Source organism: Desulfosporosinus paludis, assembly GCF_045689965.1.
GTDB classification, from domain to species: Bacteria; Bacillota; Desulfitobacteriia; order Desulfitobacteriales; family Desulfitobacteriaceae; genus Desulfosporosinus; species Desulfosporosinus paludis.
In genome coordinates this window covers 5,207,091-5,227,462 of sequence record NZ_CP144211.1, presented here as the reverse complement: position 1 = coordinate 5,227,462, position 20,372 = coordinate 5,207,091, and the positions used below count along the sequence as shown (strand labels likewise).

Here is a 20,372-nt window from a genome sequence, read left to right as displayed (position 1 = left end):
TTTAATTAGATTATTTTTTTTGACCAAATTTATCTTCCCTATATGCTCCGATGTATTCCATGCAGTATTCATCCTGTCCTAAGAGCGCTTCAGTAGCATAGATCATACCCATCATATCCCTGTTTAACGGGTCGATAATCGCACTGTCCATCCCCGCGTTCATCGAAAGCACGATGAAGGCCTGATTGACAAGTTTTCTAGCAGGAAGATTAAAGGAAATATTGCTTGCGCCTCCTGTTACATGAATGTCCGGATACTGTGTCTTGATTTCTTTGATTACCTCTACAACGGTGTTGATTCCGTCTTCCGAGGTACAAAGCATTTGGACTAAAGGATCAACATGCAAGCGAGCTGGATTAATGTTATATTCTTTAGCTTTTTTCATAATACCAGCAAAAACTTCCAGACGTTTTTGGGTATTCTGAGGAATTCCTGTGTCATCGCATAAGAGGGCGACACATTCCCATTTCGCATTAGCTATCAAGGGAAATATGACATCAATCTTGCCTCCTTCCATGGAGACTGAGTTGATAAGACCAGGCCTATTGCAGAATTTAATAGCCTCTGCACATATACGTACATTAGGGCTGTCAATTGCAATGGGTGTATCAGTAACCTCCTGCACTAAGTCAATCAGCCACTTTATGGTTTCGAGTTCAATGATGTCTTCAACTGACGCACACACATCAATGAAGGCAGCTCCTGCCTCTGATTGAGCTTTAGCAAGATTTCTAATGAAGTCTGCATCCTTTGCAGCAATTGCTTTGGCGACTGAAGGAATTGCTCCATTGATTTTCTCACCGATAATTATCAAAATCTCTCTACCTCCATTTGTAATTTTCCATGTGTGTTAGATACTTAAGATTGCTACTCAACAGCATTGGCGGACTTGTAATAATGGCGCTATAAGAATCTAAAAGTCTACAGTATGAAGCGCTGTACTTTGGGTATAAAATAGAAATTGTGAATGTTGTCCCCCCTTAAATGACTATTTGTATAGACATCATAATGTTATATTCGATTTTTTAAATATTCTACCTTTGTCAAATTTAACAAAGTATTCAGTAAAAAAAGTACATTCTGCACATTAGCTGGTTAAGGAGGTCTTATGCTTATGGAGGATAATTTGCTGCTTTCCCGCTATTCCTTGGAACTACTAAAGATACTGAGCAAAGAGTCCGGAATGCAAGCCCTTGCCGATTTCGGATATCAAATGCTGGGGAACCCTTTTACGGTAACAGACTTTAGCGTAAAGCTTCTTGCTTCAACTGGTGAAACAAAAGTAACGGATGACCCAGTCTGGAACGAACTTCAAAAGAATCAAAATTTTATTTTTCAGACCTACTCGTATTATGCGAAGAATAATTTGTTTGACGAAATAGTTAAAAATAAAAATCCCTTTTATTGGTTGGATCCATACTGTAAATACCCTAGAATTATCGGGAAAATTTCTATTAATGATAGGGATAGTGCTTTTTTAGTAGTTTGTGCCCATAACCGCCTTTTCGAAGAGAGTGATAAAGAAATCGTTTCCATCCTCTGTGATGCCTTTTCCATCGAATTGCAAAAAAATAAATATATTCATTTATCTCCCGACTTACTCCATCAAAGCCTCCTGCTCGATCTGCTTGATGGTAATTTTAAAGATGAAAGAATCATTGCTGAACGGATGAAGGTACTAAATTTAAAGTTAAAACGCAAACTGTTTGTTATAAATCTTGACACACAAAATTTGGATATGTCTAAGTCAACCCTTCCTTACTTGAGAGAAGAAATCGAGAAGAAATTGGCCAACACTAAAGCAGTGATTTATAATCATAACATTGCAATACTCGCCAGTTGCGAAAATGAAATGCTTTTTCTGAAGATTGAATTAAAGGCTTTAAAAGAATTCATTATCCATAATAATTTACAGGCTGGACTCAGCCGCTCGTTTACTGACTTAACCGAAGTAAGGGAGCATTACCTGGAGTCCGTCGAGGCACTGAAGCTAGGTAATCTTATCAACAAAGAAACTTATTTTTTTAGTTACGCAGATTATCTTATTTACGATCTTATAAATTTTCATGCTGATAATAAGAACTATAAAAAGTTTCTGCACCCTTCCTTGCTTAAACTGATCGACTATGATAAGGAGAATAACACAGAATTTGCTCGCAGCCTTTATACCTATATCTGTAATTTTAGAAACGTCAAGGATTCTGCCGCCGAGCTGAATATTCATCGCAATACCATGTTTCATCGGATTGAAAAAATAGAAAGCATCTTAAATGTGGATTTGAATGACGGGGATATACTATTTCAGCTCTATCTTTCTTACAAGATGCTGGAACTTTTAAAAATTTCCTTGCCTTGAGATATGATTTACGAATATTGGTTTAAAAACAAAAGGGCTACCACCTTCTTAAAAAGTGATAGCCCTCTGGTCCAATATTTCGTTATTAAGCTCATCCATGACTAGTTGTTAAATCAGGATGTTTAATGATAAAATCACGTTTTCCTGGAAACCTGCGAATCAGTTTCAAGATCTGATAACACGAAGTGGCAATTATCACAGCACATGCACCGAGAAATAGACACAGCATAATCATCGAAATCCATGCTAACATATACAACCCCTCCTTCAAGAATATAATTCAATGACTTAAATATCTAAACAAGAGGATAAACCCTAACGTTATCTGGTATTAGTCGGTTAATCATTATCTCGGATACCCTATGAGATAGTGTTTACATTCACGAAGCAAATCAATGATCTTTTTAAATATCCTGCAGTTAGCTTCAAGATTCACTTCCCTTCAATTTCTATCTTTGTGTAAATAATAACATGGTCACACCTTAAAGTCTATAGAATATCACTATCCTATCAATCAATAATCTTTATTGTTAATATTCAACTTGAACTACCTGTGAGTAGATTTTTAAGTGATTAAAATAAATAGAAAAAAGCCACCCTTGTGTGGCGTTACTTTTTTGTAATATAGTTTTAACCTTAGTTTGCCTTTATCTCAGAAGCAAAACTTTTATATGTTAGAATAGCCCTTCCGTCATTATCTTACCGTATTCGCTGTAGGACTAGCTTCAAAAATAGGGTGTTCATAGTTATATTAATTTTTCACAACAAAAGAATACCCCTTTTCTAAAGGTAACTTTTCCCGCCAATTGGTAGCCAAGTCCTTTATAAAAACTGACTGCTCTAAGATTTTTTTCAAAAACATCCAATCTTATAGATCCGTATTGATGTTCCTCCGCTAATTTTTCAATGTATCTTACCAAATATTGAGCGATCCCTTTTCCTTCATGTTTAGGATGAACCATTAGTCTATGTATCACAGCAATCTTTTGGCTATCATAGTCCCATTTGATTTCTTTGTATACTGGATCTTGATAGTCATTTAAGACTATGCACGCCAATATTTCCTCTGGTCCATCAGAAACTACTATATACAAGGAGTCATTTCGGATATCTTCCAAAAATATTTCTTTGTTTGGATAGATTGTATCCCATTGGTCGATTAAATTGTCTAGCATGTTCTGGGAACAATCTTTACATAAGGTAATGATTCTGTCTATGTCTCTATTCGTAGCTTTTAAAATTTCCATCCAAATCTTCCTCAATCCTTTAATTTATGTCAATGCTGTGTTTAGACAATGCATTAAAAATGTTTTTTTTAGAAACCCTATTCTGATTCACTCTTAATAAATAAAATAATTTAATAATCTCAAATTTTTAAGGAAAACTAAACTATACAGAAAGGGGGAAATGTCTATTGGATTCATTGCTTCTCAAGAATTGCCTCATAATGAGGGAACAAGGAGACACGGAGAAAAAGGACATTTTCATTGAGATGGGAAAAATATCTTCTGTGGATGATAATCTGCAACCCGACAGTTCTTTCATAACGATGGATATGGAAGAACATTATGTTTTGCCAGGGTTCATTGATTGCCATACTCACTTAGGAATTATTGAAGAGTGTACTGGTAAAATTGGAGTTGACAACAACGAGACATCTAACGCCGTCACTCCTCATCTTAGAGGAATCGATGGTATTAATCCTCTGGATATTGGGTTCAGAGATGCACTTAAATCCGGGATCACAACGGTTATGGTTGGACCAGGAAGCAATAATGTTGTAGGTGGGCTATCCTTAGCCACAAAAACCGCCGGCCATATTATTGATCAAATGCTTGTCAGAAACCCCGTAGGGTTAAAAATTGCTCTTGGGGAAAATCCCATTAGTACCTATGGAATCGACAGCAAATGTCCTGTCACAAGAATGGGTACAGCTGCCTTAATTAGGGAATTGTTTATGAGAACACAAGATTACATAGAATTAAAAAGTCAAGGAAAGGTAAAGTACCGTGATCTTCGTTTAGAATCTGTTATTCCGGCACTTATTGGAGAAATCCCCTTGCGGGCCCATGCTCACAGGGCTGACGACATTGTAACTGCTATTCGTATCGCTGAAGAGTTTAATATTCATAAACTGGTCATTGAGCATGGGACTGAAGCCGACCTCGTTAAAGATTATTTAAAAGAACGAGAAATACCTGTAGCCTTTGGTCCGATGTTGACTCCGAGAATAAAAATGGAACTAAAAAGTAGAAATTATAAAACGGCGATCAATTTAGTTGAGGCTGGGATAAACGTAGCTTTAATCACAGATCATCCGTATAATTCAATCGACCAATTGCGTACAATTGCTGCTTTAACTATAGCTGAAGGGCTGATTCCGAGCCAGGCTTTACGCGCTCTCACCTCGAATCCTGCTAAAATTCTAGGATGTGGAGAAAAGATCGGGACTATTGAAATAGGTTATGATGCCGACCTCGTCGTCTTCGACGGAGAACCTTTTAATCTAAACTCTAAGATTCATTATACGTTTATTAATGGTAACCTTGTCTACTCACTCAAATAAGATGTTTCATTATTTTTTGTGTATCTGCTAACCTAAAATACAATAATTTTCCAAAGAAATGCTCAAAAACTAGATGATCTTTACATGGGGGGGCTAGCTGGTTTTCCCTTTGAGTAAAATTGCAAACTCGACATAGTGGTCAAGTTAAAAAGGAGATATTTCGTATTAAATTTGATATGTTAATTTTTGTACATAGTCGACTAACCGAGAAATTAGATATATTATGAACTTGTTACATATCCCTCGTAGCTAGGAGCTTTTTTAATCTCCTCTCTTCTCTTCAATCTATAAGAGGTTTATTCAACAAATAGGAGGAATTCACTGATGCTGGCTGAGTTTAAAATTATTTATGACCCCTTGCGTCCAAGTATTAGCACTAATCTTTGTGCATTTTGTTATCGAAATGAGAAAGAGTGTGAAAAAATAGGCTGCTGTTCTTATGAGCCGGAATTTTGTCTTTTCGATTTAGTCTTTCTAAATCTTCATTACCCAGATATCTATGCGTTGATTTTGAAAGAAGGTCAAATAATTAAGGGATATAATGGAATTATGATAGAAATGAAGATTGGCTTGAACCAGTGTCCCTTTGTAAGTAATATGGGTTGTGTCTTACCAAAGGATGCTATGACGCCTCTGTGCCGGTTATATATATGTCGAGAAGCGGCTGCTTTTGGACCTGCTATGATTGAAGAAAAGTTTGAAGAATATTTTGAAAGCAAAGAATATCATTTGAATAATTTTTTGAATAGTAAACTAACCTATGACAAAGATCTTACTAGCTCAAGATTACACGACTTTATAACGAAATCTTCTCAAACGGTGAACACCATGATAGCAGAAATTATTAGAACTAACCCGCAGATAGAAACTTACAACAGAGAAATACATATTGAGGATTTTGGAGTACTCCTATAGTTGAAGGTCTTAACGGTCTCTTGCATCAGTGATTCGGAGGGGAGCTCGAGCCATAAATTTTGATTCGACTCTTTCAAAACCAAATTGTTCGTATAGTCCATGTGCATCTCTAGTTGACAGGATTCCACTGAGATTTTCGAATTCTTTCGTTTCAATGATACATTCTATTAGCTTCTTTCCGAGTCCTTTTCCCCTGTGATTCTTATCAATATAAACATCACCAATCCAAAACATCGTTGCATAATCAGACACGACCCGCGCAAAACCAACTAGTTCTTTATCATGATATACACCATAACAAAATGAATTCTTGATAGATTTTTCGATCACTTCTATGGATCTGTCTTTAGCCCAATAACTATTTAACAAAAACTCCTTAATTCGATTCGCTGATATCAAGGTTTTATCAGTCTCTATTGTATAGTCTTCAAAATCCCATTTCATTTTTTTACCCTCCTGACACTAAATATTTATGAAACTTAGTCCCTCAACGAATTGCAAACTACTGTCTTGAAACAATGTTCAAAATGCATTAAAGAATGGATTGCTGAACCAATGTCGTTTTTCATTCCACAATTATCTTCAATTTCCTGCAAAATGAGAAACCGGAGCATATAAAAAGCTCCGGTGATTATTATTTTTACCAATTAATTGTCATCGTATCTGGATATTTCATGATCGGCGTCTGGGGCGGAAAACCTTATTGGTCAATTATTGTATAGCCCCCTTCCGATTATGTTTGCTGATACAGGTTCGTACCCAAGTTCTCTAGCTCAAATCGAGAGTTGACCAACGTGATGGATCTCATAAGCGACTAAGTGGCGCAGTATCTCGCCATATAAATAACTATAGGGTTGACCGTTCCAAATACCTGAGAACTTCTTTGTTTCCATTTCAGATACCCAATTATCCATAAATTCTATAACTTCCGGTCGACATTTCTGAGATAATTCCATTGCCTTATCTAAAGTGTCATATAATTTTATGTCATAAAACACCATTTCCTTTCCTGCTAGCCCACGGATCCAATTTATTTCAGCGTTAACTATATGATTGAAGGTATCTAAGATGCTTCCTACACCACCAACCCTCTTTCGTTGCAATTCTTCCTCAGGAACTTGTTGGGTGATACATAAAAACAGCAGAACAAATCTGCTGTTTTTACAAAAGTATGCTGGACAATAGGCTTTTCAACTTCGAAATGACTAGCCTTTATTATTTTAAGGAAAGCATTTTTAAACTCAGACTTAATGATTAGTGGTATTAGAGAATGTCACTACCATGTTAACTTGGCCTGCGTTTTTAGCTGAATCCCAAGCCGACTTAACACATTGCCATACTTGGTCGTCGTTACCGTTAATATGGGTACTGACATCTCCAACTTTACATTGAACAGTTTGCTGGTTTAATTTGTTTATAGAATCAGTGATGATTTGATTTGCATTTTGGGTGTTTTGTGGATAGACCGATACTTCTGCACATATCATTAGCCAAAAACCTCCCTTGTAATTATTCGAATAATAGTATTTCCAGAACTTCAAGAAGTTATGTTAACCATTTTCTGTATCTGATAAAGAAAACTCGGCGTGTACCCGAAGACACTGTCTTCCTGCTTGTTAGCTTGCAAGAGCAGAAGCCGCTCGTTGCATTTATGCGCTGGCCACGTGTCTCTGATGCCAAGGATGGCGAGAAGGACCTGCAGAAAGTATTCATCGAAGTTATGCCTTCCGCCTGGAAATAGCATATTTTTATTCATCAGTGGTGTGACTTAAGCACATCAGAGTAATGAAGTACCCCTGCTGGGTAGCCCAAACAAGCCTTTAGTTATAAACGACTCCGTGAATTTTCTTGAATCCCAAACCAGGTGCATCCTTTATGGTTATTTTATAATTATCAAAAATGGCACCACCCTCTATCGGGTCTTCTTTACATAATACCGGGCCATCGAGATCTACCTTTGTAATATTACTTTTAGCTGCAGCTAGGTGCACTGCTGCCGTGACACTTATTTTGCTTTCCAGCATACAGCCAATCATGCATTCTACGCCATAAATTTCGGCAATAGTGCAAATCTTTAAGGCATTATGAATACCTCCGGTTTTCATTAATTTTATATTAATGAGATCCGCAGCACGCATTTGGATGATTTTTATAGCATCCATAGGGGAAAATACACTTTCATCGGCAAGTACAGGGATGGATACATGATCTGTAACTAATTTTAGTCCTTCAAAATCATGGGCAGGTACAGGTTGTTCTACCAGTTCAATATTTAAACCTGCATCTTCCATCTGTCTCAAAGTATAAATCGCTTCCTTGGCATGCCAACCTTGATTAGCATCTATTCTAAGGTCTACCTCATATCCTACGGCCTTTCTGATGGCCTTCATCCGTTGGATATCCATAGCTGCATCTTTTCCCACTTTGATTTTTAAGGTTTTGTAGCCTTCCTTAATGGCTGCCAGGCTGTCTTCTGCCATTTCTTCCGGGCTATTGACACTGATTGTTATATCTGTAGTAATTTCTTTTCGATATCCTCCCAAAAGCTTATATAGAGGAGCGTTGTACAATTGTCCATAAAGGTCATGCAGAGCAATATCCAGCGCAGCCTTGGCACTTGTATTTTTAACAACTGCTTTATCCAGTTTAATCATAATTTCTTCAAAATTCTCGAGATCCAAGCCAATCAAGAATTTCTTGATATGATCTTCAATAGCTCCTATGATGGCTCCTGTGGTATCCCCTGTAATCACTCCTGTCGGCGGTGCTTCTCCATAGCCAGCATGTCCTGTATCGGTTATTACTTTTACAACGACATCTTCTACACTATACACTGATCTCAATGCTGTTTTGAAGGGTCTTTTTAAGGGAATTGATATATGTCCGATTTTGATATCTATTATTTTCATGCTTCTCCACCTCTCAAGCCTTTTGCACCATTCGCTATAACACTCTAACATTCCACGTGTACCTTTAGATTCCTCCAAAAGCTTAAGGAGTTCTCTAAAAGTTGTCAGATGGATTATGATTCAGTGATTCAAGAATGATTTTTGATCCGGTATTGGCTTAACAGGAAACCTTGCTGCGATAAGTATCTAGTACATTTATTAGACCGTATTGGTGCTACGATGTTAGGTGTTAAACCTGCCGAATTGTTAAACATACCTTTTCACAAAGATGGTATGAAAGACTCACCTTGGGAAGAATGCAGAAACTGCCTATTGTGGGATAAGAGCATAAAATTTAGAGAGATTAAAATAAAGAATGAAAGAATTCAAGTTTTGTTTTATCATTATGCTTCTCTGGATAATACTCTTCGGAACAAGGAAAATTTAAAATTTCTTCGTAAATTAGGTTATCCAGATCCCTATTCATTAGAAGTTTATCTTGATTTGCTGGCTAAAAGGTTGAATCAAGATGATTTCCCTCACGAAATTGGAATATTCCTAGGCTATCCGTTAAAAGACGTACTTGGTTTTATAGGCCACCCTTCTTTGCAACTGGTTAAAACAAAAGGGTGGAAAATATACGGCAATGAGAAGACATCCATAACTAGATACCATAGTTTTATACAAGCTCGGACTAAAGTGAGAGAATTTATCAATTTATTCCTAAGACAGGGCTATATACTCAACTCATCAGTAATCTAGCGTTATAAAGGACTCTTAAAGATTCCCCAAAATGGAGGTTCTTTGAAATGGACTTGATTCGGTAACATTAAAGTGAAACTTTTTCGTTGCACCTTAACAGAAAAACTAAGTCTAAGGAGGTAGGAACAAATAAACCTTTCAGACATTAAAATGACACATTTTAAATCCGTTTGCAGAGGAGTGTGGCTGATAAAATATGAATGCTATGATAATGTAATTTATCTCTCCTGGGCTTCGAACGGAATGATTAACAAATGTTGGTGGTCTTCGCCAGGTATCCCGCGGGGATGAAAAACGATATATAATCTTCCCTGCATTTACCCCGGCCTTACAAGAATGTTGTCTCTTCTATCTTCGGTAATAATTCGTAGATAGACCTTCCGATAACATTTTCAAATTTTTCTTTAATCTCAAAGGTAGCTTTCCACCTTAAAACGGTTAAATCATTAACGCCATACCTCAAGGCGACATCTACCAGGCGTTTCTCAAGTAAGCAAAACCCTTTTGGTGTCGTTAAAGCATCACAGAGCTGAATCAATTCATCATACTCAGTGTACTTGATTCCTGAGATGTATTTTCTGATAAACTCCGTTTCTTCGGCATTACAGTCATTGTTTCCAGTGTATGAATCGATGTTTTTCAAAGGAAAGGAATGGGTAAGACAAATTCGAGCACAATCTTCATAACTCATCTGATATAAAAAATTGTAACCATCTATAATGTGGCGCATATGCGATATTCCATAACGTCTGCCAATATCATGAAGGTATCCCAATATGTACGCAATTTCCGAATTAAGCTTTCTATGGCTGCTTGCTATATTACGAGCTGCCTCTGCAGTAAAGATCGAATGATCTACCCAAGGACCAGGATTACGTCTCCCAGCTTCAGACAATAAGCGTTTGGCCTCTTCGAGCGTTGGAACATTCATGATATAACTCCCGCACCTATAAACCAATTCGGAAGATTAAGCTCCTGAACGTCCCTTAGAAGTTTCATAAACCAATCATTTTCATAGACAATCCTTTTAAACTCATGCTCATAGTTTTGCTCAGACAAAACTGCTCCTCCAATGCTGTTTGTTATGCCCAATGTTTCATCCCCATTTCCTCAAGCAAGATTTCGTTCTATAATTCCCCTAGAACACTACCGGAGTGTTCCAATCAACCTATGTTAAGACGAGGATCGTTTAATTAAATTAAGAGATAATCACAGTTTCTGAGCAATGAGCTCGTTCATGGCATGCTTATGTGGTATACCAGAAGAATTACAGTCAAAAATCACTTCTGAAGATTCTTGAATTAACCAATCTTGATACTGTGTAAATAGTTCTCCCGAAATCCATTTACAAGCCGTCGGTTCTTTTTCCGGAGCGGGGGCAATAAATGGTTTTTGTACGAACACATTAAAGACATGCAACCCACGTGGGTTAGTAAACCGTTTGTAGTTGCTGAATATTTCATGGCGTAGAGACGGTTTCACATAATGCAGAACACCACTTGAATAAAGGACATCAAAATTACTATTTAAACGATAATCTAAAATATCCGCCTTAAACACTGTAACTTGTACCCTGGCCTTTTCAGCAAGTCTTTTTGTTTTTTCAATACCTGCATCTGAAATATCAAATGCGGTTACGTCATATCCATTTCTGGCAAAAAATACAGAATCTTTTCCTTCCCCACAACCAATATCTAGTAATTTTAGATGGCGTGAGGGTGGTAATAAGTCAAGAACTTTTAAACAAGTTTTTGAGGGCTCGAGACCCCAATAGTAATCAGGAATTTTATATTCCTCTTCATAAATGGTTATTGGCTTGTCATAAGAGACATAGCCGAAAAGCTTATCTAAACTAATCTCCAGTTCTTGTGACAACTTTGGCAATAATGAAATATCCGGTAAAGTTTGTGCCGTTTCCCATTTAGAAACCGCCTGAAATGTTATACCGAGTTTCTTAGCAAGTTCCTCCTGAGTGAACCCTTTTTCCTTGCGGTATCTGCAAATATTCTTAGCTAATTTGGCGTTCATATCTTTCACGCTCCCCATGACCAATTTTATTGCATAGAAAAGAGCGTTTCAATAACCTGATATTTTATATTCTTAAAGGCTCAACCCTTAGTTGAATCACAATATCCCAAACAGCAGCACGATTATTTTGCCTCTCAGCTTTGAACTCGGAATTGGTGATAAATTTATAGTGAAACAAAAATACGATCTTATAATAAATCTAGTAACTAGTACTGCAATAGTTCTTCCTGGTCTTTCGAGTTCTTGAAGAATGAACTGGAAAGGAATTAACTTAGAGGGATGTTTCAGGCTTGACAGGATACGAAGGTACCTTTATAATAAATATATAAGGTACCTTTGTATTTGCATTGAAAGTGAGGAAAAAAGTTATGAGTAACAATAATTTGGATTTATCAGATCAATTTGTCCGCCTTGAATGGCTGTTGCACCGATATCACCTGCAAAATCATAGACATCACGGTCCTATGGGTGACCCTCATCGGGGGCAAGGACGGGTGTTAGCCCTCCTAAAGCTTAAGCCGGAGATTAGTCAGAAAGAACTCTCTGATATTTTGGATATAAGATCCCAATCTTTGGGAGAGTTGCTGGCCAAACTGGAACGGAACGGATATATCACAAGAACCCCTTCCCCAACGGATCGACGTGTTATGAATGTTCGTCTGACCGAGGCAGGGAGAGAGTCATCCGGTCAAAATGAGCAGCATTTGGATAGCGAAGCGTTGTTTAGTTGCTTGAATGAAGAGGAACAAGCTGCATTAAGCGATTATCTGAGTCGTATCATCTCTGCTTTAGAGCAGCAAACTGATCGTGAAGCGAAACTTGAGTTCCGGGGCCATCCACCTTTTGGTGGCAGAGGATTCGGTCATCATTTCGATATGGAAGGTGGCCGTCCGCCTTTCGGTGGCAGGGGCTTTGGCCGACATTTCCATAGGGAAGGTGACCGTCCGTCCTTTAATGACGGAGGTTATGACCAGCATCCTGTTCAGAGGGATAATGAGAAGGATCGCGAGGAGAAATAAATAAATCAATTAATTGATCAATAAATATTCATGTTGGCAAGTTGAATGATTGGGTCTACAGTTTAGATAGAATTCTAATCAAATATTTAACTTTGTGTTGTATTGTTGGAGTCACTCCTGTCGCTTACTCTTGTCAGAAGTGGCTCCCTATTTTCCTTAATATCATGAACAAAAAGTAGGTGATTTGTTTGGGAGCGCATGAGAAAAACAAACTGTATGAATTTTATCTTAGGAACATTGTACACGCCATGAAGCAAAGACTGGATTCAAAACTTATCCCCTATGACATTACCAATCAGCAGGCTCGTCTTTTGGGTTATCTGGATAAGCAATTAAAACAAGGGCATGAGATTGTTCAAAAAGATCTGGAACGTACAATTAAACTGCGAGGCTCTTCAATCACCAGTTTATTGCAGGGCCTAGAGCGAAAGGGGTTTATCATCCGTAATACTGGCAGTAAAGATGGGCGCACGAAACAGATTCGTATTACTGAAAAAGGAAATGCGCTGATCGATGAGGTGGAAACCACTTTTCAAGATGTCGAGACTCTACTCTTAAAGGGCATGTCTGATGAAGAAAAAGAGATCTATCAAAAATTGCTAAAAGTATCCTATGACAATTTTAAAGCGACATAATTTCCTCTAGCTATATAGTTAGAATTCTAAGCATTCTCGGTTTAAATATATAGATAGAATTCTAACTAATTTCCTCAGGCTATATCAACTGATTCCAGTTAATCTGATCAATTTAAGGAGGGTTATTTAATGGAACAATTCGATTCAAGCAACTATTACTTTGAAGATGCCCCTATCTGGAAAGCCATTTCACACATGTCCTTGCCGATGATGCTGGGAATGTGTCTAAGCGTAGTTTATAACATTATCGATGCTTTTTTTATCGGGAAACTGAATCAAACGCCGATGATGTCGGCGATTGCTCTAGCGCTGCCCTTTACAACGATTTTAATGGCTATCGGCAATCTGTTCGGTACTGGAGGAGGCACATATATTTCCCGGCTTCTGGGTGAAAAGAAATTGAAAGAAGCAAAACTAGTTTCTTCCATAACTTTTTATTTCAGTTTGCTAGCCGGATTGCTGTTTATTATTCTTTGCATTCCCTTCCTCCATCCCCTTTTGCAGCTATTAGGGGCGAAGGGTGACACCGTGCTTCCAACCCGGAATTTTATCCTGGCTACTTTAATCGGCAGCCCAGCTGTAATTGCCAATTTTGCCTTGGGTCAAGTCGTCCGAGCAGAAGGCGCTTCCAAGGAATCTATGTACGGAATGACTGTCAGTGTCATAATCAACATCCTTTTCGACCCCATTTTAATCTTTGCTTGTCACCTGGGAGTGGCAGGAGCGGCTTTGGCCACCGTTCTGGGCAACCTTTGTGCAGTGATCTACTATGTAGTTTACCTGCAGAAGGAAAGCACGACTCTGACCGTTTCTATCAATGCGTTCATGCCCAATCGAGGAATGATCGGAGAAATCTTCAAAATTGGGGTCTCTGCCATGATCATGGATTTATTCTTAATCGTTTCCGCTCTTTTGCTCAATAACTTTTCTGCCCGTTACGGTGATTATGCGGTTGCTGCCTTTGGCATTTCCCAGAGGATCGTGCAGCTTTCCGATTTTATCGGGATGGGGTTGTTTATGGGTATTGTGCCGCTTGTCGCGTACTCCTATACCGCGGGAAATATCCGCAGAATGACGAGCATCATTAAGACCACTGCGATTTATATCACTATTTTAGTACTTGCTATCTCTGCAACTGTGTTGATTTTCCGCACACAGGTGATCGGACTTTTCACCCTAGACACGCAGGTTATCAAAGTTGGAGTCGTTATTTTAGCAGCATTGCTGATATCCTCCCTCTTCACCAGCTATTCTGGACTGTTTACCGGGGTCTTTCAAGGTATCGGCCGGGAAAAAGAAGCGACAGTTATGTCGATGGTACAGGGAGTTTTGTTAATTCCCATCATGATCACTGGAAATGTTTTTTGGGGACTTGATGGAGTGATTTGGTCTATGTCGGTATCGGAAATCCTGGCCAGCCTGATTGGACTATGTCTCTGGGCTCATTTTCGGAAAAGCCCTTCCATGAAAGATGAGCACCTTCGTTCACAGAAGACTTAACAGACTAACTGACTCGTGGGACACGTTGTTCGTAAGTACGAAAGTTGCAATGGGTCTTTAATTCGGTGGAGGGCCACCGTCACCAGGATTGGGGCCACCACCGACACCCAAACTGAATCCCGAACTAGAATTGGATTTACTTGTCGTGCTGCTTGAATTGGTTCCAGTGATGACTTCTTGCCCATCTTCTAGACCACTCTTGATTTGCACATTCGTTCCATCATCCAGACCGGTCTCGACTGGAATAAAGCGAACATTTGCCATTGCATTCTCTGTATCGCTGCTTACTTCAGCGGCATTACCTGATTTGGGGCTCATTTGATCCGTAGAATTTGATTGCCCTGCTTTAGTGTCTGAACTTCCGGGGACCGTAATACCAATTTGATTGCCTTCGCTTTTAAGCGCTTCGCTGGGAACTGTTAAAACATCAGTAACTTGAGCGGTTATGATATTTACATTGGCATTCATACCCGCTCGGAGCAAGTCACTATTTTGATCGACTGTCGCCTTGACTTCATATGTCGTGATGTTCTGAGTCGTTGCGCCTTGTAAAGCAACAGAGTTCACTGTCCCACTGATACGCTGATTCGGATACGAATCAAGGGTAATATCTACTTTTTGTCCCACTTTACACTGCGAGATATCCGACTGATCTATCGAGGCATCAACTTCAAGCTTATCCTCTGTAGGAGTAATCGTAATAATCGAATTAGAGTCTGAATCCTGGCCCAGTTCAAGAGGGCAGCTGACAACCACAGCATCCACCGGTGCAACAATTGCAGCATTATTTAAATCCGCCTGGGCACAGGCCAGTTGAGCCTGGGCTATTTGAATATCCGCTTGAGCTGAGTGAATATCCGCTGCATTTGGACCTTGGGCTTGTTGCTCCACTTGATATTCAGCAGATGTTACATCGGCCTGTGCGGCAACTAAGGCTTTAGCAGCCCCTCCATTTTGAAGATTCTCAGCAAGTGTTAAAGAATCCATGGCCTGATTCAGAGCAGTTTGAGCTGATTGGATAGACGATGTTCCACTCTGCTGCACCTTAGCTAAATTATCACTAGCCTCTTTCACACTCTGATTAACCAGTGTGACTTGGTTCGCTAAATAGCTAGGATCCACATTTTGTTTAGCAGATGTTAAACTCTGTTGTGCTCTGGCCAATGCAGCCTGAGCTTCAGCACGGGTTTTGTCGTTGAATGAATCGTTCAGGTTTTGGAGTTTTGCCACTGCTGAGGTTACATTGGCCTGTGCTTGTAATACCGACGTTTTTAACTTCGTTTCATCTATCTTGGCAAGAATTTGACCTGCTGTAACGGTATCTCCCTCCTTGACGTTGAGTTCGACGATCTTTCCAGCTGTCGAAGAATTTCCGCTTGTTGGAAAAGTTAGGGTTATAGCGTGTGGATAATTAATCGTTCCAGTGGCCGTGATTACTTTTTTAACATTTCCGATTTTTGCTTTGGATGTGATATACGAGGTAACGACGGGTTTATTTGTGAAATGTTTATAGCCCCAATAACCTCCTCCCAGGCAGATGAGAAAGCCCACTATCCCTATTGCTTTCCATTTTTTGTTCATGCACTTTCTCTCCTTTTACTTACCCGTTCTACGAAATGATCATGCAACTATTAATTCCTGTTAAATTTCTCACGATTAATATTTGGGCTTTGATTAATAAACAGCATTCTTGGAGGCTCTTCGTTCTTATGGCATGAGTCATTATTCGCTATGTAGATCTGTCTGCTTGGTATATACAAAATACTACATTAAAATGAATTTTGGCTGAATCATAACTGAATGTTGGCTGAAAATTACGCATTAAAAAAGCATCTCCCACGAGATGCTTTCCACTTGACACTCACTAGTTATGATCAATTTTCCTCTTGGAAACTTTTAAGTTTCTAAACTCTGGTTAGAGAGTGATTCGGATCGATGATCAGCAGCAGCTTCCTCCACTGTTCCCCGAACAATCGCAGCTTGGTTCTGTACCGGTCAGCCAACCTTTTATAATAGCAGCTGCACAACCAACGCCCGGCTTAACTTCTAAGGCCTTAAATGGACAATTCTTGACGCAAGCTCCGCATTCTATACAATTATCCTTGTAGGCAATTGTGGATTTTTTGTTGTCCATCAGAAAAACGTTATGGGGGCATACCTCAAGACATTTCCCACAGCCAGTACACTTATCCGACTTCATGGATAACGTAGAAACGTTTTTTAAATATTTGTGTTTCATATCAAAACTCCTCATTTGTTAGTGATAAAGCTACTGACTAAAATAAGAAGGATTCCTAAGAAAATAGAGATAACAATCGGAGGAATTGCTAGTTTCATCTCTTTCAAAACTCCAGAAAAAGAAGTATAGGTTGAGGAGCCCGTAAAGTTCATTGCGAGAAAAGCAGATATTGAGGGCATAATTAGTAAATAACTCAAAGCTCTTAACAAACTATATTGAGGTGCATATGGCCAGCCGTTAAGTAGGTTAACGGCGACAATCCAGATGAACCCTAATAACCAGCCTTTCCACGCAAAGGCTCTGCCAGGAATCCACGGTAATAATACTGGGGTTAAGACACATCCGAATATTACCGCACCGATATACGCATAGACATCAACGAGCCCAAAAGATCCTAATCCAATAAGATTTAACAAAAAGAGTACTCCAAATATCATTAAGGAAATTTTGACCGTGCTCACCAATTCTATCGGAGTTAAAACGAGCCGATCATAGGCACTGAATCGGACTGTTCGCATTTCAGCACTGGCTTTCAATCCTGATTGTATAAAACCTTTGATGTCCTTTGCTTTAACCGGTCCATAGAGCACTTTAAACCCAGAATCCTTTTGTACTTCGTGAGCACTTACCCCTGATGCGCCAAGTTGCGGTAATATCAAGGTTCTGTGAGAAACAACTTTTTCCAGTTGTACGATGGAAAGACGGTCAATAAGTTCTCTTGTCCCAAATGTACCTTTACCGGCAGCACACCATACGTTGATCCCTTTGGTATCAAGTACTAGAATCCAGGCATCCAGACTGGATAATTCTTTTCTTAGAGTATCAAAGCTCATTTTATAATTTGCCGTAACCAGAACGGGTGAAGAACTATCCGGTTTTCCGATACGGTAGAGACCAGGCTCAACTTTATAATTCATTCTATTGATACCCCACCGGGCTTTCCAAGTACCGAAGATATCTTGCATTGTTAATTGAGTCGATGTCTCTAGAATCTTTATTTCTCTACTAAGGCTTATATCGATCATAATATCACCCTCTATTCAAGCATTAACATTGTTTTTTCCAAGTTGGACACTCTGAACTAGTTGCATCTCACACAACAGCTATCGACTTGCTTGCTCTTACATTTGTTTTGATTAAATCCAATTTCAGATAAATAGACAGAGATAGTTTCGATGACCTCATTATTGTTGCTATAATACATCCATTGTCCTTCAGGCCTCCCCTTAACAAGGCCGCTATCGCATAAGATCTTCATATGATATGACAAGGTTGGTTGAGTAATATTAAAATTATCTAATAGTTGACAGGCGCACATTTCGCCGGAGGAAAGTAAATCAACGATTTTGAGACGAGTCTGATCGGCTAGGGCCTTAAATAGGGAAACATAGTCTGCGTAACTATAGTTCAAAAGATTCACTCCATATCATTTGTTAATGAACCAACTCTAAATAGATAAATATCTATATTCATAGTATACCATACATAGATGATTGTCTATGTTTATCTCCTATTTTTTTAAAGAGGATATCAACCTATTCCAAATACCTAGTTTCTTTTTGCGCGCCTCATATTCTCAGTAACTCTATATTTAACGATCCTGCTTATTAGTTCATAGGGCAATGGTTTATCTAAAGGGAATTGTATAGTCCCTTTCCCTCCTTTATATTCGGACAATTCATTCTTAAATGCAGCAATTCCGCTAGAAGTCGGATAGAATCCAATGTGATTTTTAAACGCTGCGAAATACACGAGATTACCATGCAACACAAATGCCGGCATTTGATAGCTTATCTTTTCGCTTGCTTCTGGTGCCGCTTCTTTTATCACGTCTCTTAACATTTGAAGTTTTTCCTGGATGTCAGGAGAAAATTTTAGAATATATTCATCTATTGAATTAAAAGAGGCCTTATTGTCATCCATTATAATTCTCCTTGTATAAGTTTCTTAATTACTGTAAAACTCATTTCAAGTAAAGTTAATCGTTTGTCACAGGACTTACCTTTAATATTCCCCCTAAACTGCAATTCAATTTAGAAGATCTTAGTTCAATGCTTTTATTTACTACCAATAATTACCGATTAAAACAAACACCCTATAGGGTAGAGCTATCAAAACATCTACTCGATAGGGTATTTTTAAAGCAAGAATCTAAATTTGTAATTGTTTCAGTCCAATATATGGCTAACATAACCTTTTTGGATCAATTGCTGTATGATAGGTATTGCATCGGTGATTGGTATAGCAAATCCAATGCCTTCTATGCCTGCTTGTGAATATTTAGCAGAGTTAATACCGATCACTTGTCCATGATAATTAAGCAAAGGTCCACCGCTGTTACCGGGATTTATAGCTGCATCTGTTTGAATTAAGTTAAAACTTGACTCGCCCTGCAAAATCCGGTTAGTTGCGGAAACAATTCCGGTGGTTACAGAGCCTGCAAGCTCTTCTCCACAAGGGTTTCCAATAACAATCACTGGTTCACCAACTTGCAATTTAGAAGAATCACCAAGTTCAACAGCGGTTAAGTTTTTAGTATTACTTATCTTAATAACAGCTAAGTCAGTACTTGAATCAGAACCCACCAAGTCCGCATAGACGCGATTTCCATTGGCTAAACAAACTAACAGTTTTTGAGCGCCCTTGATGACGTGATTATTAGTTACTATATAACCTTTATCGGCATCGATGATAAACCCTGAACCGTTGCCCATTTGTATCAAATTATTTCCTTTGCTCTGATCGTTGTCTCCAAGATCTGAGTCTTGATTAACGACAGATTGAAAATTACAAATTGTTACAACGGCAGGTCCGGCATTCTTTGCTATATCTACAACTGGATAGCTGGATGGATCATAGACGACATTGATAGAATTAGGTGATTGTTGTTCCGCTATCGTTGAAAGAGTTGGTTTTGTTTGAACTTTGTTAGTGTATACTGAGATAACAACTCCTGCTGATAGAAGGCCGCCTATAAGTGCACCTGCGAACCCTGTGGCAAGTACAGATATCACCTTGATATGGCGCCGACGCCCAACAAATGCCTTGGAACTTCCCCGAGAAATTCTGACTTTGTATTTGTTATTCGTCTGATAACTCATCGTTTCACCTTCATTCTTCGTTACGCTTTTGCAGCAGCAAAATAATGATGTTGCGAATGTGGATGATGATGGCATATTTGCGTAACAGAATCATGAAATCAGGTTGAAAGCCTTAAAAAATAAACTTTTACTATTATGTTTTACTTAGGAAATATCCTATCATCATTCCTACTTTTATAATTATTCGACATTATTTGTGCATTTCCTCTCAAGGTTAAAAGTAAAAAACAAATACAACAAATTAGCCAAACTATACTCTAAATACGTTTGGAAATTAGAAAAGATCTGCTTCTCAGGCACTGAAGTCGATCTATTCACCTTCCGCTTTTAGTGACAAAATTAGTTGCTTAAAGGCAATAAAAA

22 protein-coding genes and 1 pseudogene are annotated in these 20,372 nt (G+C 38.6%); 7 read left to right on the top strand and 16 right to left on the bottom strand.

Annotation, left to right across the window (positions count from 1 at the left end; genetic code table 11):
* Nucleotides 1-10: 10 nt before the first annotated feature.
* Nucleotides 11-814, bottom strand: coding sequence for a methyltetrahydrofolate cobalamin methyltransferase (locus VZF35_RS25865; RefSeq protein WP_407309468.1), 804 nt, complete (start codon nucleotides 812-814; stop codon nucleotides 11-13).
* Between the two features lie 300 nt (nucleotides 815-1,114).
* Between VZF35_RS25865 and VZF35_RS25860 the strand changes: the two genes are divergently transcribed.
* The gene (locus tag VZF35_RS25860) at nucleotides 1,115-2,356 is read left to right on the top strand and encodes a PucR family transcriptional regulator (RefSeq protein WP_407309466.1); all 1,242 of its coding nucleotides are present in this window, start codon (nucleotides 1,115-1,117) and stop codon (nucleotides 2,354-2,356) included.
* Nucleotides 2,357-2,447: 91 nt separating this feature from the next.
* Here VZF35_RS25860 and VZF35_RS25855 read toward each other — a convergent pair whose 3' ends face one another.
* A complete protein-coding gene (locus tag VZF35_RS25855; protein ID WP_407309464.1) occupies nucleotides 2,448-2,609 on the bottom strand; it encodes a hypothetical protein in 162 nt (53 codons plus the stop codon).
* 493 nt (nucleotides 2,610-3,102) lie between these two features.
* Nucleotides 3,103-3,603: a GNAT family N-acetyltransferase gene (locus VZF35_RS25850; RefSeq protein ID WP_407309462.1), complete on the bottom strand. Its 501-nt coding sequence runs from the start codon at nucleotides 3,601-3,603 to the stop codon at nucleotides 3,103-3,105.
* A 200-nt stretch (nucleotides 3,604-3,803) separates the two neighbouring features.
* Here VZF35_RS25850 and VZF35_RS25845 point away from each other — a divergent pair, with 200 nt between their 5' ends.
* Nucleotides 3,804-4,922: an amidohydrolase gene (locus VZF35_RS25845; protein WP_407314834.1), complete on the top strand. Its 1,119-nt coding sequence runs from the start codon at nucleotides 3,804-3,806 to the stop codon at nucleotides 4,920-4,922.
* A 324-nt stretch (nucleotides 4,923-5,246) separates the two neighbouring features.
* The gene (locus VZF35_RS25840; RefSeq protein ID WP_407309460.1) at nucleotides 5,247-5,837 is read left to right on the top strand and encodes a hypothetical protein; all 591 of its coding nucleotides are present in this window, start codon (nucleotides 5,247-5,249) and stop codon (nucleotides 5,835-5,837) included.
* Between the two features lie 9 nt (nucleotides 5,838-5,846).
* Here VZF35_RS25840 and VZF35_RS25835 read toward each other — a convergent pair whose 3' ends face one another.
* From VZF35_RS25835 to VZF35_RS25820, 4 genes are all read right to left on the bottom strand, one after another.
* A complete protein-coding gene (locus VZF35_RS25835; RefSeq protein ID WP_407309457.1) occupies nucleotides 5,847-6,281 on the bottom strand; it encodes a GNAT family N-acetyltransferase in 435 nt (144 codons plus the stop codon).
* 329 nt (nucleotides 6,282-6,610) lie between these two features.
* On the bottom strand, nucleotides 6,611-6,967 hold the full coding sequence (locus VZF35_RS25830; protein ID WP_407314832.1) for a DinB family protein: 357 nt from the start codon (nucleotides 6,965-6,967) through the stop codon (nucleotides 6,611-6,613).
* Between the two features lie 117 nt (nucleotides 6,968-7,084).
* Nucleotides 7,085-7,324, bottom strand: coding sequence for a YkoF family thiamine/hydroxymethylpyrimidine-binding protein (locus tag VZF35_RS25825; protein ID WP_407309455.1), 240 nt, complete (start codon nucleotides 7,322-7,324; stop codon nucleotides 7,085-7,087).
* A 333-nt stretch (nucleotides 7,325-7,657) separates the two neighbouring features.
* The gene (locus VZF35_RS25820) at nucleotides 7,658-8,746 is read right to left on the bottom strand and encodes a dipeptide epimerase (protein WP_407309453.1); all 1,089 of its coding nucleotides are present in this window, start codon (nucleotides 8,744-8,746) and stop codon (nucleotides 7,658-7,660) included.
* A 141-nt stretch (nucleotides 8,747-8,887) separates the two neighbouring features.
* On the opposite strand from VZF35_RS25820, the gene VZF35_RS25815 reads away from it, so the two are divergent.
* Nucleotides 8,888-9,487: a DUF3793 family protein gene (locus tag VZF35_RS25815; protein ID WP_407309451.1), complete on the top strand. Its 600-nt coding sequence runs from the start codon at nucleotides 8,888-8,890 to the stop codon at nucleotides 9,485-9,487.
* 328 nt (nucleotides 9,488-9,815) lie between these two features.
* Here the strand turns inward: VZF35_RS25815 and VZF35_RS25810 are convergent, their stop codons facing one another.
* The 3 genes from VZF35_RS25810 to VZF35_RS25800 form a co-directional block, all read right to left on the bottom strand.
* The gene (locus VZF35_RS25810) at nucleotides 9,816-10,418 is read right to left on the bottom strand and encodes an HD domain-containing protein (protein ID WP_407309449.1); all 603 of its coding nucleotides are present in this window, start codon (nucleotides 10,416-10,418) and stop codon (nucleotides 9,816-9,818) included.
* Entirely contained in the window at nucleotides 10,415-10,546 is a 132-nt protein-coding gene (locus VZF35_RS25805) for a hypothetical protein (protein ID WP_407309447.1), read from the bottom strand. Before VZF35_RS25805 ends, VZF35_RS25810 begins: the two co-directional genes overlap by 4 nt.
* Nucleotides 10,547-10,696: 150 nt before the next feature.
* Nucleotides 10,697-11,515, bottom strand: coding sequence for a methyltransferase domain-containing protein (locus VZF35_RS25800; RefSeq protein WP_407309445.1), 819 nt, complete (start codon nucleotides 11,513-11,515; stop codon nucleotides 10,697-10,699).
* A 368-nt stretch (nucleotides 11,516-11,883) separates the two neighbouring features.
* Between VZF35_RS25800 and VZF35_RS25795 the strand changes: the two genes are divergently transcribed.
* The 3 genes from VZF35_RS25795 to VZF35_RS25785 all read left to right on the top strand — a co-directional run bounded on the left by VZF35_RS25795 (nucleotide 11,884) and on the right by VZF35_RS25785 (nucleotide 14,669).
* Nucleotides 11,884-12,534, top strand: coding sequence for a MarR family winged helix-turn-helix transcriptional regulator (locus VZF35_RS25795; RefSeq protein WP_407309443.1), 651 nt, complete (start codon nucleotides 11,884-11,886; stop codon nucleotides 12,532-12,534).
* Nucleotides 12,535-12,782: 248 nt separating this feature from the next.
* The gene (locus VZF35_RS25790; RefSeq protein WP_407309441.1) at nucleotides 12,783-13,169 is read left to right on the top strand and encodes a MarR family winged helix-turn-helix transcriptional regulator; all 387 of its coding nucleotides are present in this window, start codon (nucleotides 12,783-12,785) and stop codon (nucleotides 13,167-13,169) included.
* Between the two features lie 129 nt (nucleotides 13,170-13,298).
* Nucleotides 13,299-14,669: an MATE family efflux transporter gene (locus VZF35_RS25785; protein ID WP_407309439.1), complete on the top strand. Its 1,371-nt coding sequence runs from the start codon at nucleotides 13,299-13,301 to the stop codon at nucleotides 14,667-14,669.
* A gap of 57 nt (nucleotides 14,670-14,726) precedes the next feature.
* Here VZF35_RS25785 and VZF35_RS25780 read toward each other — a convergent pair whose 3' ends face one another.
* From VZF35_RS25780 to VZF35_RS25755, 6 genes and pseudogenes are all read right to left on the bottom strand, one after another.
* A complete protein-coding gene (locus VZF35_RS25780; RefSeq protein ID WP_407309437.1) occupies nucleotides 14,727-16,250 on the bottom strand; it encodes an efflux RND transporter periplasmic adaptor subunit in 1,524 nt (507 codons plus the stop codon).
* A gap of 358 nt (nucleotides 16,251-16,608) precedes the next feature.
* Nucleotides 16,609-16,908: a mercury methylation ferredoxin HgcB gene (gene hgcB / locus VZF35_RS25775; protein WP_407309435.1), complete on the bottom strand. Its 300-nt coding sequence runs from the start codon at nucleotides 16,906-16,908 to the stop codon at nucleotides 16,609-16,611.
* 11 nt (nucleotides 16,909-16,919) lie between these two features.
* Nucleotides 16,920-17,933 carry a mercury methylation corrinoid protein HgcA gene (gene hgcA / locus VZF35_RS25770; protein WP_407309433.1) on the bottom strand — a complete coding sequence of 338 codons (1,014 nt, stop codon included), beginning with the start codon at nucleotides 17,931-17,933 and terminating at the stop codon, nucleotides 16,920-16,922.
* Between the two features lie 56 nt (nucleotides 17,934-17,989).
* Nucleotides 17,990-18,319, bottom strand: coding sequence for an ArsR/SmtB family transcription factor (locus VZF35_RS25765; RefSeq protein WP_407309431.1), 330 nt, complete (start codon nucleotides 18,317-18,319; stop codon nucleotides 17,990-17,992).
* 137 nt (nucleotides 18,320-18,456) lie between these two features.
* Entirely contained in the window at nucleotides 18,457-18,831 is a 375-nt protein-coding gene (locus tag VZF35_RS25760; protein WP_407309429.1) for an iron chaperone, read from the bottom strand.
* Nucleotides 18,832-19,088: 257 nt separating this feature from the next.
* Nucleotides 19,089-19,919: pseudogene (locus VZF35_RS25755) on the bottom strand (S1C family serine protease); the annotation flags it as partial.
* Between the last annotated feature and the right edge of the window lie 453 nt (nucleotides 19,920-20,372).

Bases quoted from the DNA above. Each gene is read 5' to 3' on its own strand.
- VZF35_RS25785 (WP_407309439.1), top strand. From the start codon at position 13,299: ATGGAACAATTCGATTCAAGCAACTATTACTTTGAAGATGCCCCTATC.
- hgcB (WP_407309435.1), bottom strand. From the start codon at position 16,908: ATGAAACACAAATATTTAAAAAACGTTTCTACGTTATCCATGAAGTCG.
- VZF35_RS25795 (WP_407309443.1), top strand. From the start codon at position 11,884: ATGAGTAACAATAATTTGGATTTATCAGATCAATTTGTCCGCCTTGAA.
- VZF35_RS25825 (WP_407309455.1), bottom strand. From the start codon at position 7,324: ATGATATGTGCAGAAGTATCGGTCTATCCACAAAACACCCAAAATGCA.
- VZF35_RS25800 (WP_407309445.1), bottom strand. From the start codon at position 11,515: ATGAACGCCAAATTAGCTAAGAATATTTGCAGATACCGCAAGGAAAAA.
- VZF35_RS25850 (WP_407309462.1), bottom strand. From the start codon at position 3,603: ATGGAAATTTTAAAAGCTACGAATAGAGACATAGACAGAATCATTACC.
- hgcA (WP_407309433.1), bottom strand. From the start codon at position 17,933: ATGATCGATATAAGCCTTAGTAGAGAAATAAAGATTCTAGAGACATCG.
- VZF35_RS25780 (WP_407309437.1), bottom strand. From the start codon at position 16,250: ATGAACAAAAAATGGAAAGCAATAGGGATAGTGGGCTTTCTCATCTGC.
- VZF35_RS25790 (WP_407309441.1), top strand. From the start codon at position 12,783: ATGAAGCAAAGACTGGATTCAAAACTTATCCCCTATGACATTACCAAT.
- VZF35_RS25855 (WP_407309464.1), bottom strand. From the start codon at position 2,609: ATGTTAGCATGGATTTCGATGATTATGCTGTGTCTATTTCTCGGTGCA.
- VZF35_RS25860 (WP_407309466.1), top strand. From the start codon at position 1,115: ATGGAGGATAATTTGCTGCTTTCCCGCTATTCCTTGGAACTACTAAAG.
- VZF35_RS25760 (WP_407309429.1), bottom strand. From the start codon at position 18,831: ATGGATGACAATAAGGCCTCTTTTAATTCAATAGATGAATATATTCTA.
- VZF35_RS25835 (WP_407309457.1), bottom strand. From the start codon at position 6,281: ATGAAATGGGATTTTGAAGACTATACAATAGAGACTGATAAAACCTTG.
- VZF35_RS25820 (WP_407309453.1), bottom strand. From the start codon at position 8,746: ATGAAAATAATAGATATCAAAATCGGACATATATCAATTCCCTTAAAA.
- VZF35_RS25845 (WP_407314834.1), top strand. From the start codon at position 3,804: ATGAGGGAACAAGGAGACACGGAGAAAAAGGACATTTTCATTGAGATG.
- VZF35_RS25840 (WP_407309460.1), top strand. From the start codon at position 5,247: ATGCTGGCTGAGTTTAAAATTATTTATGACCCCTTGCGTCCAAGTATT.
- VZF35_RS25810 (WP_407309449.1), bottom strand. From the start codon at position 10,418: ATGAATGTTCCAACGCTCGAAGAGGCCAAACGCTTATTGTCTGAAGCT.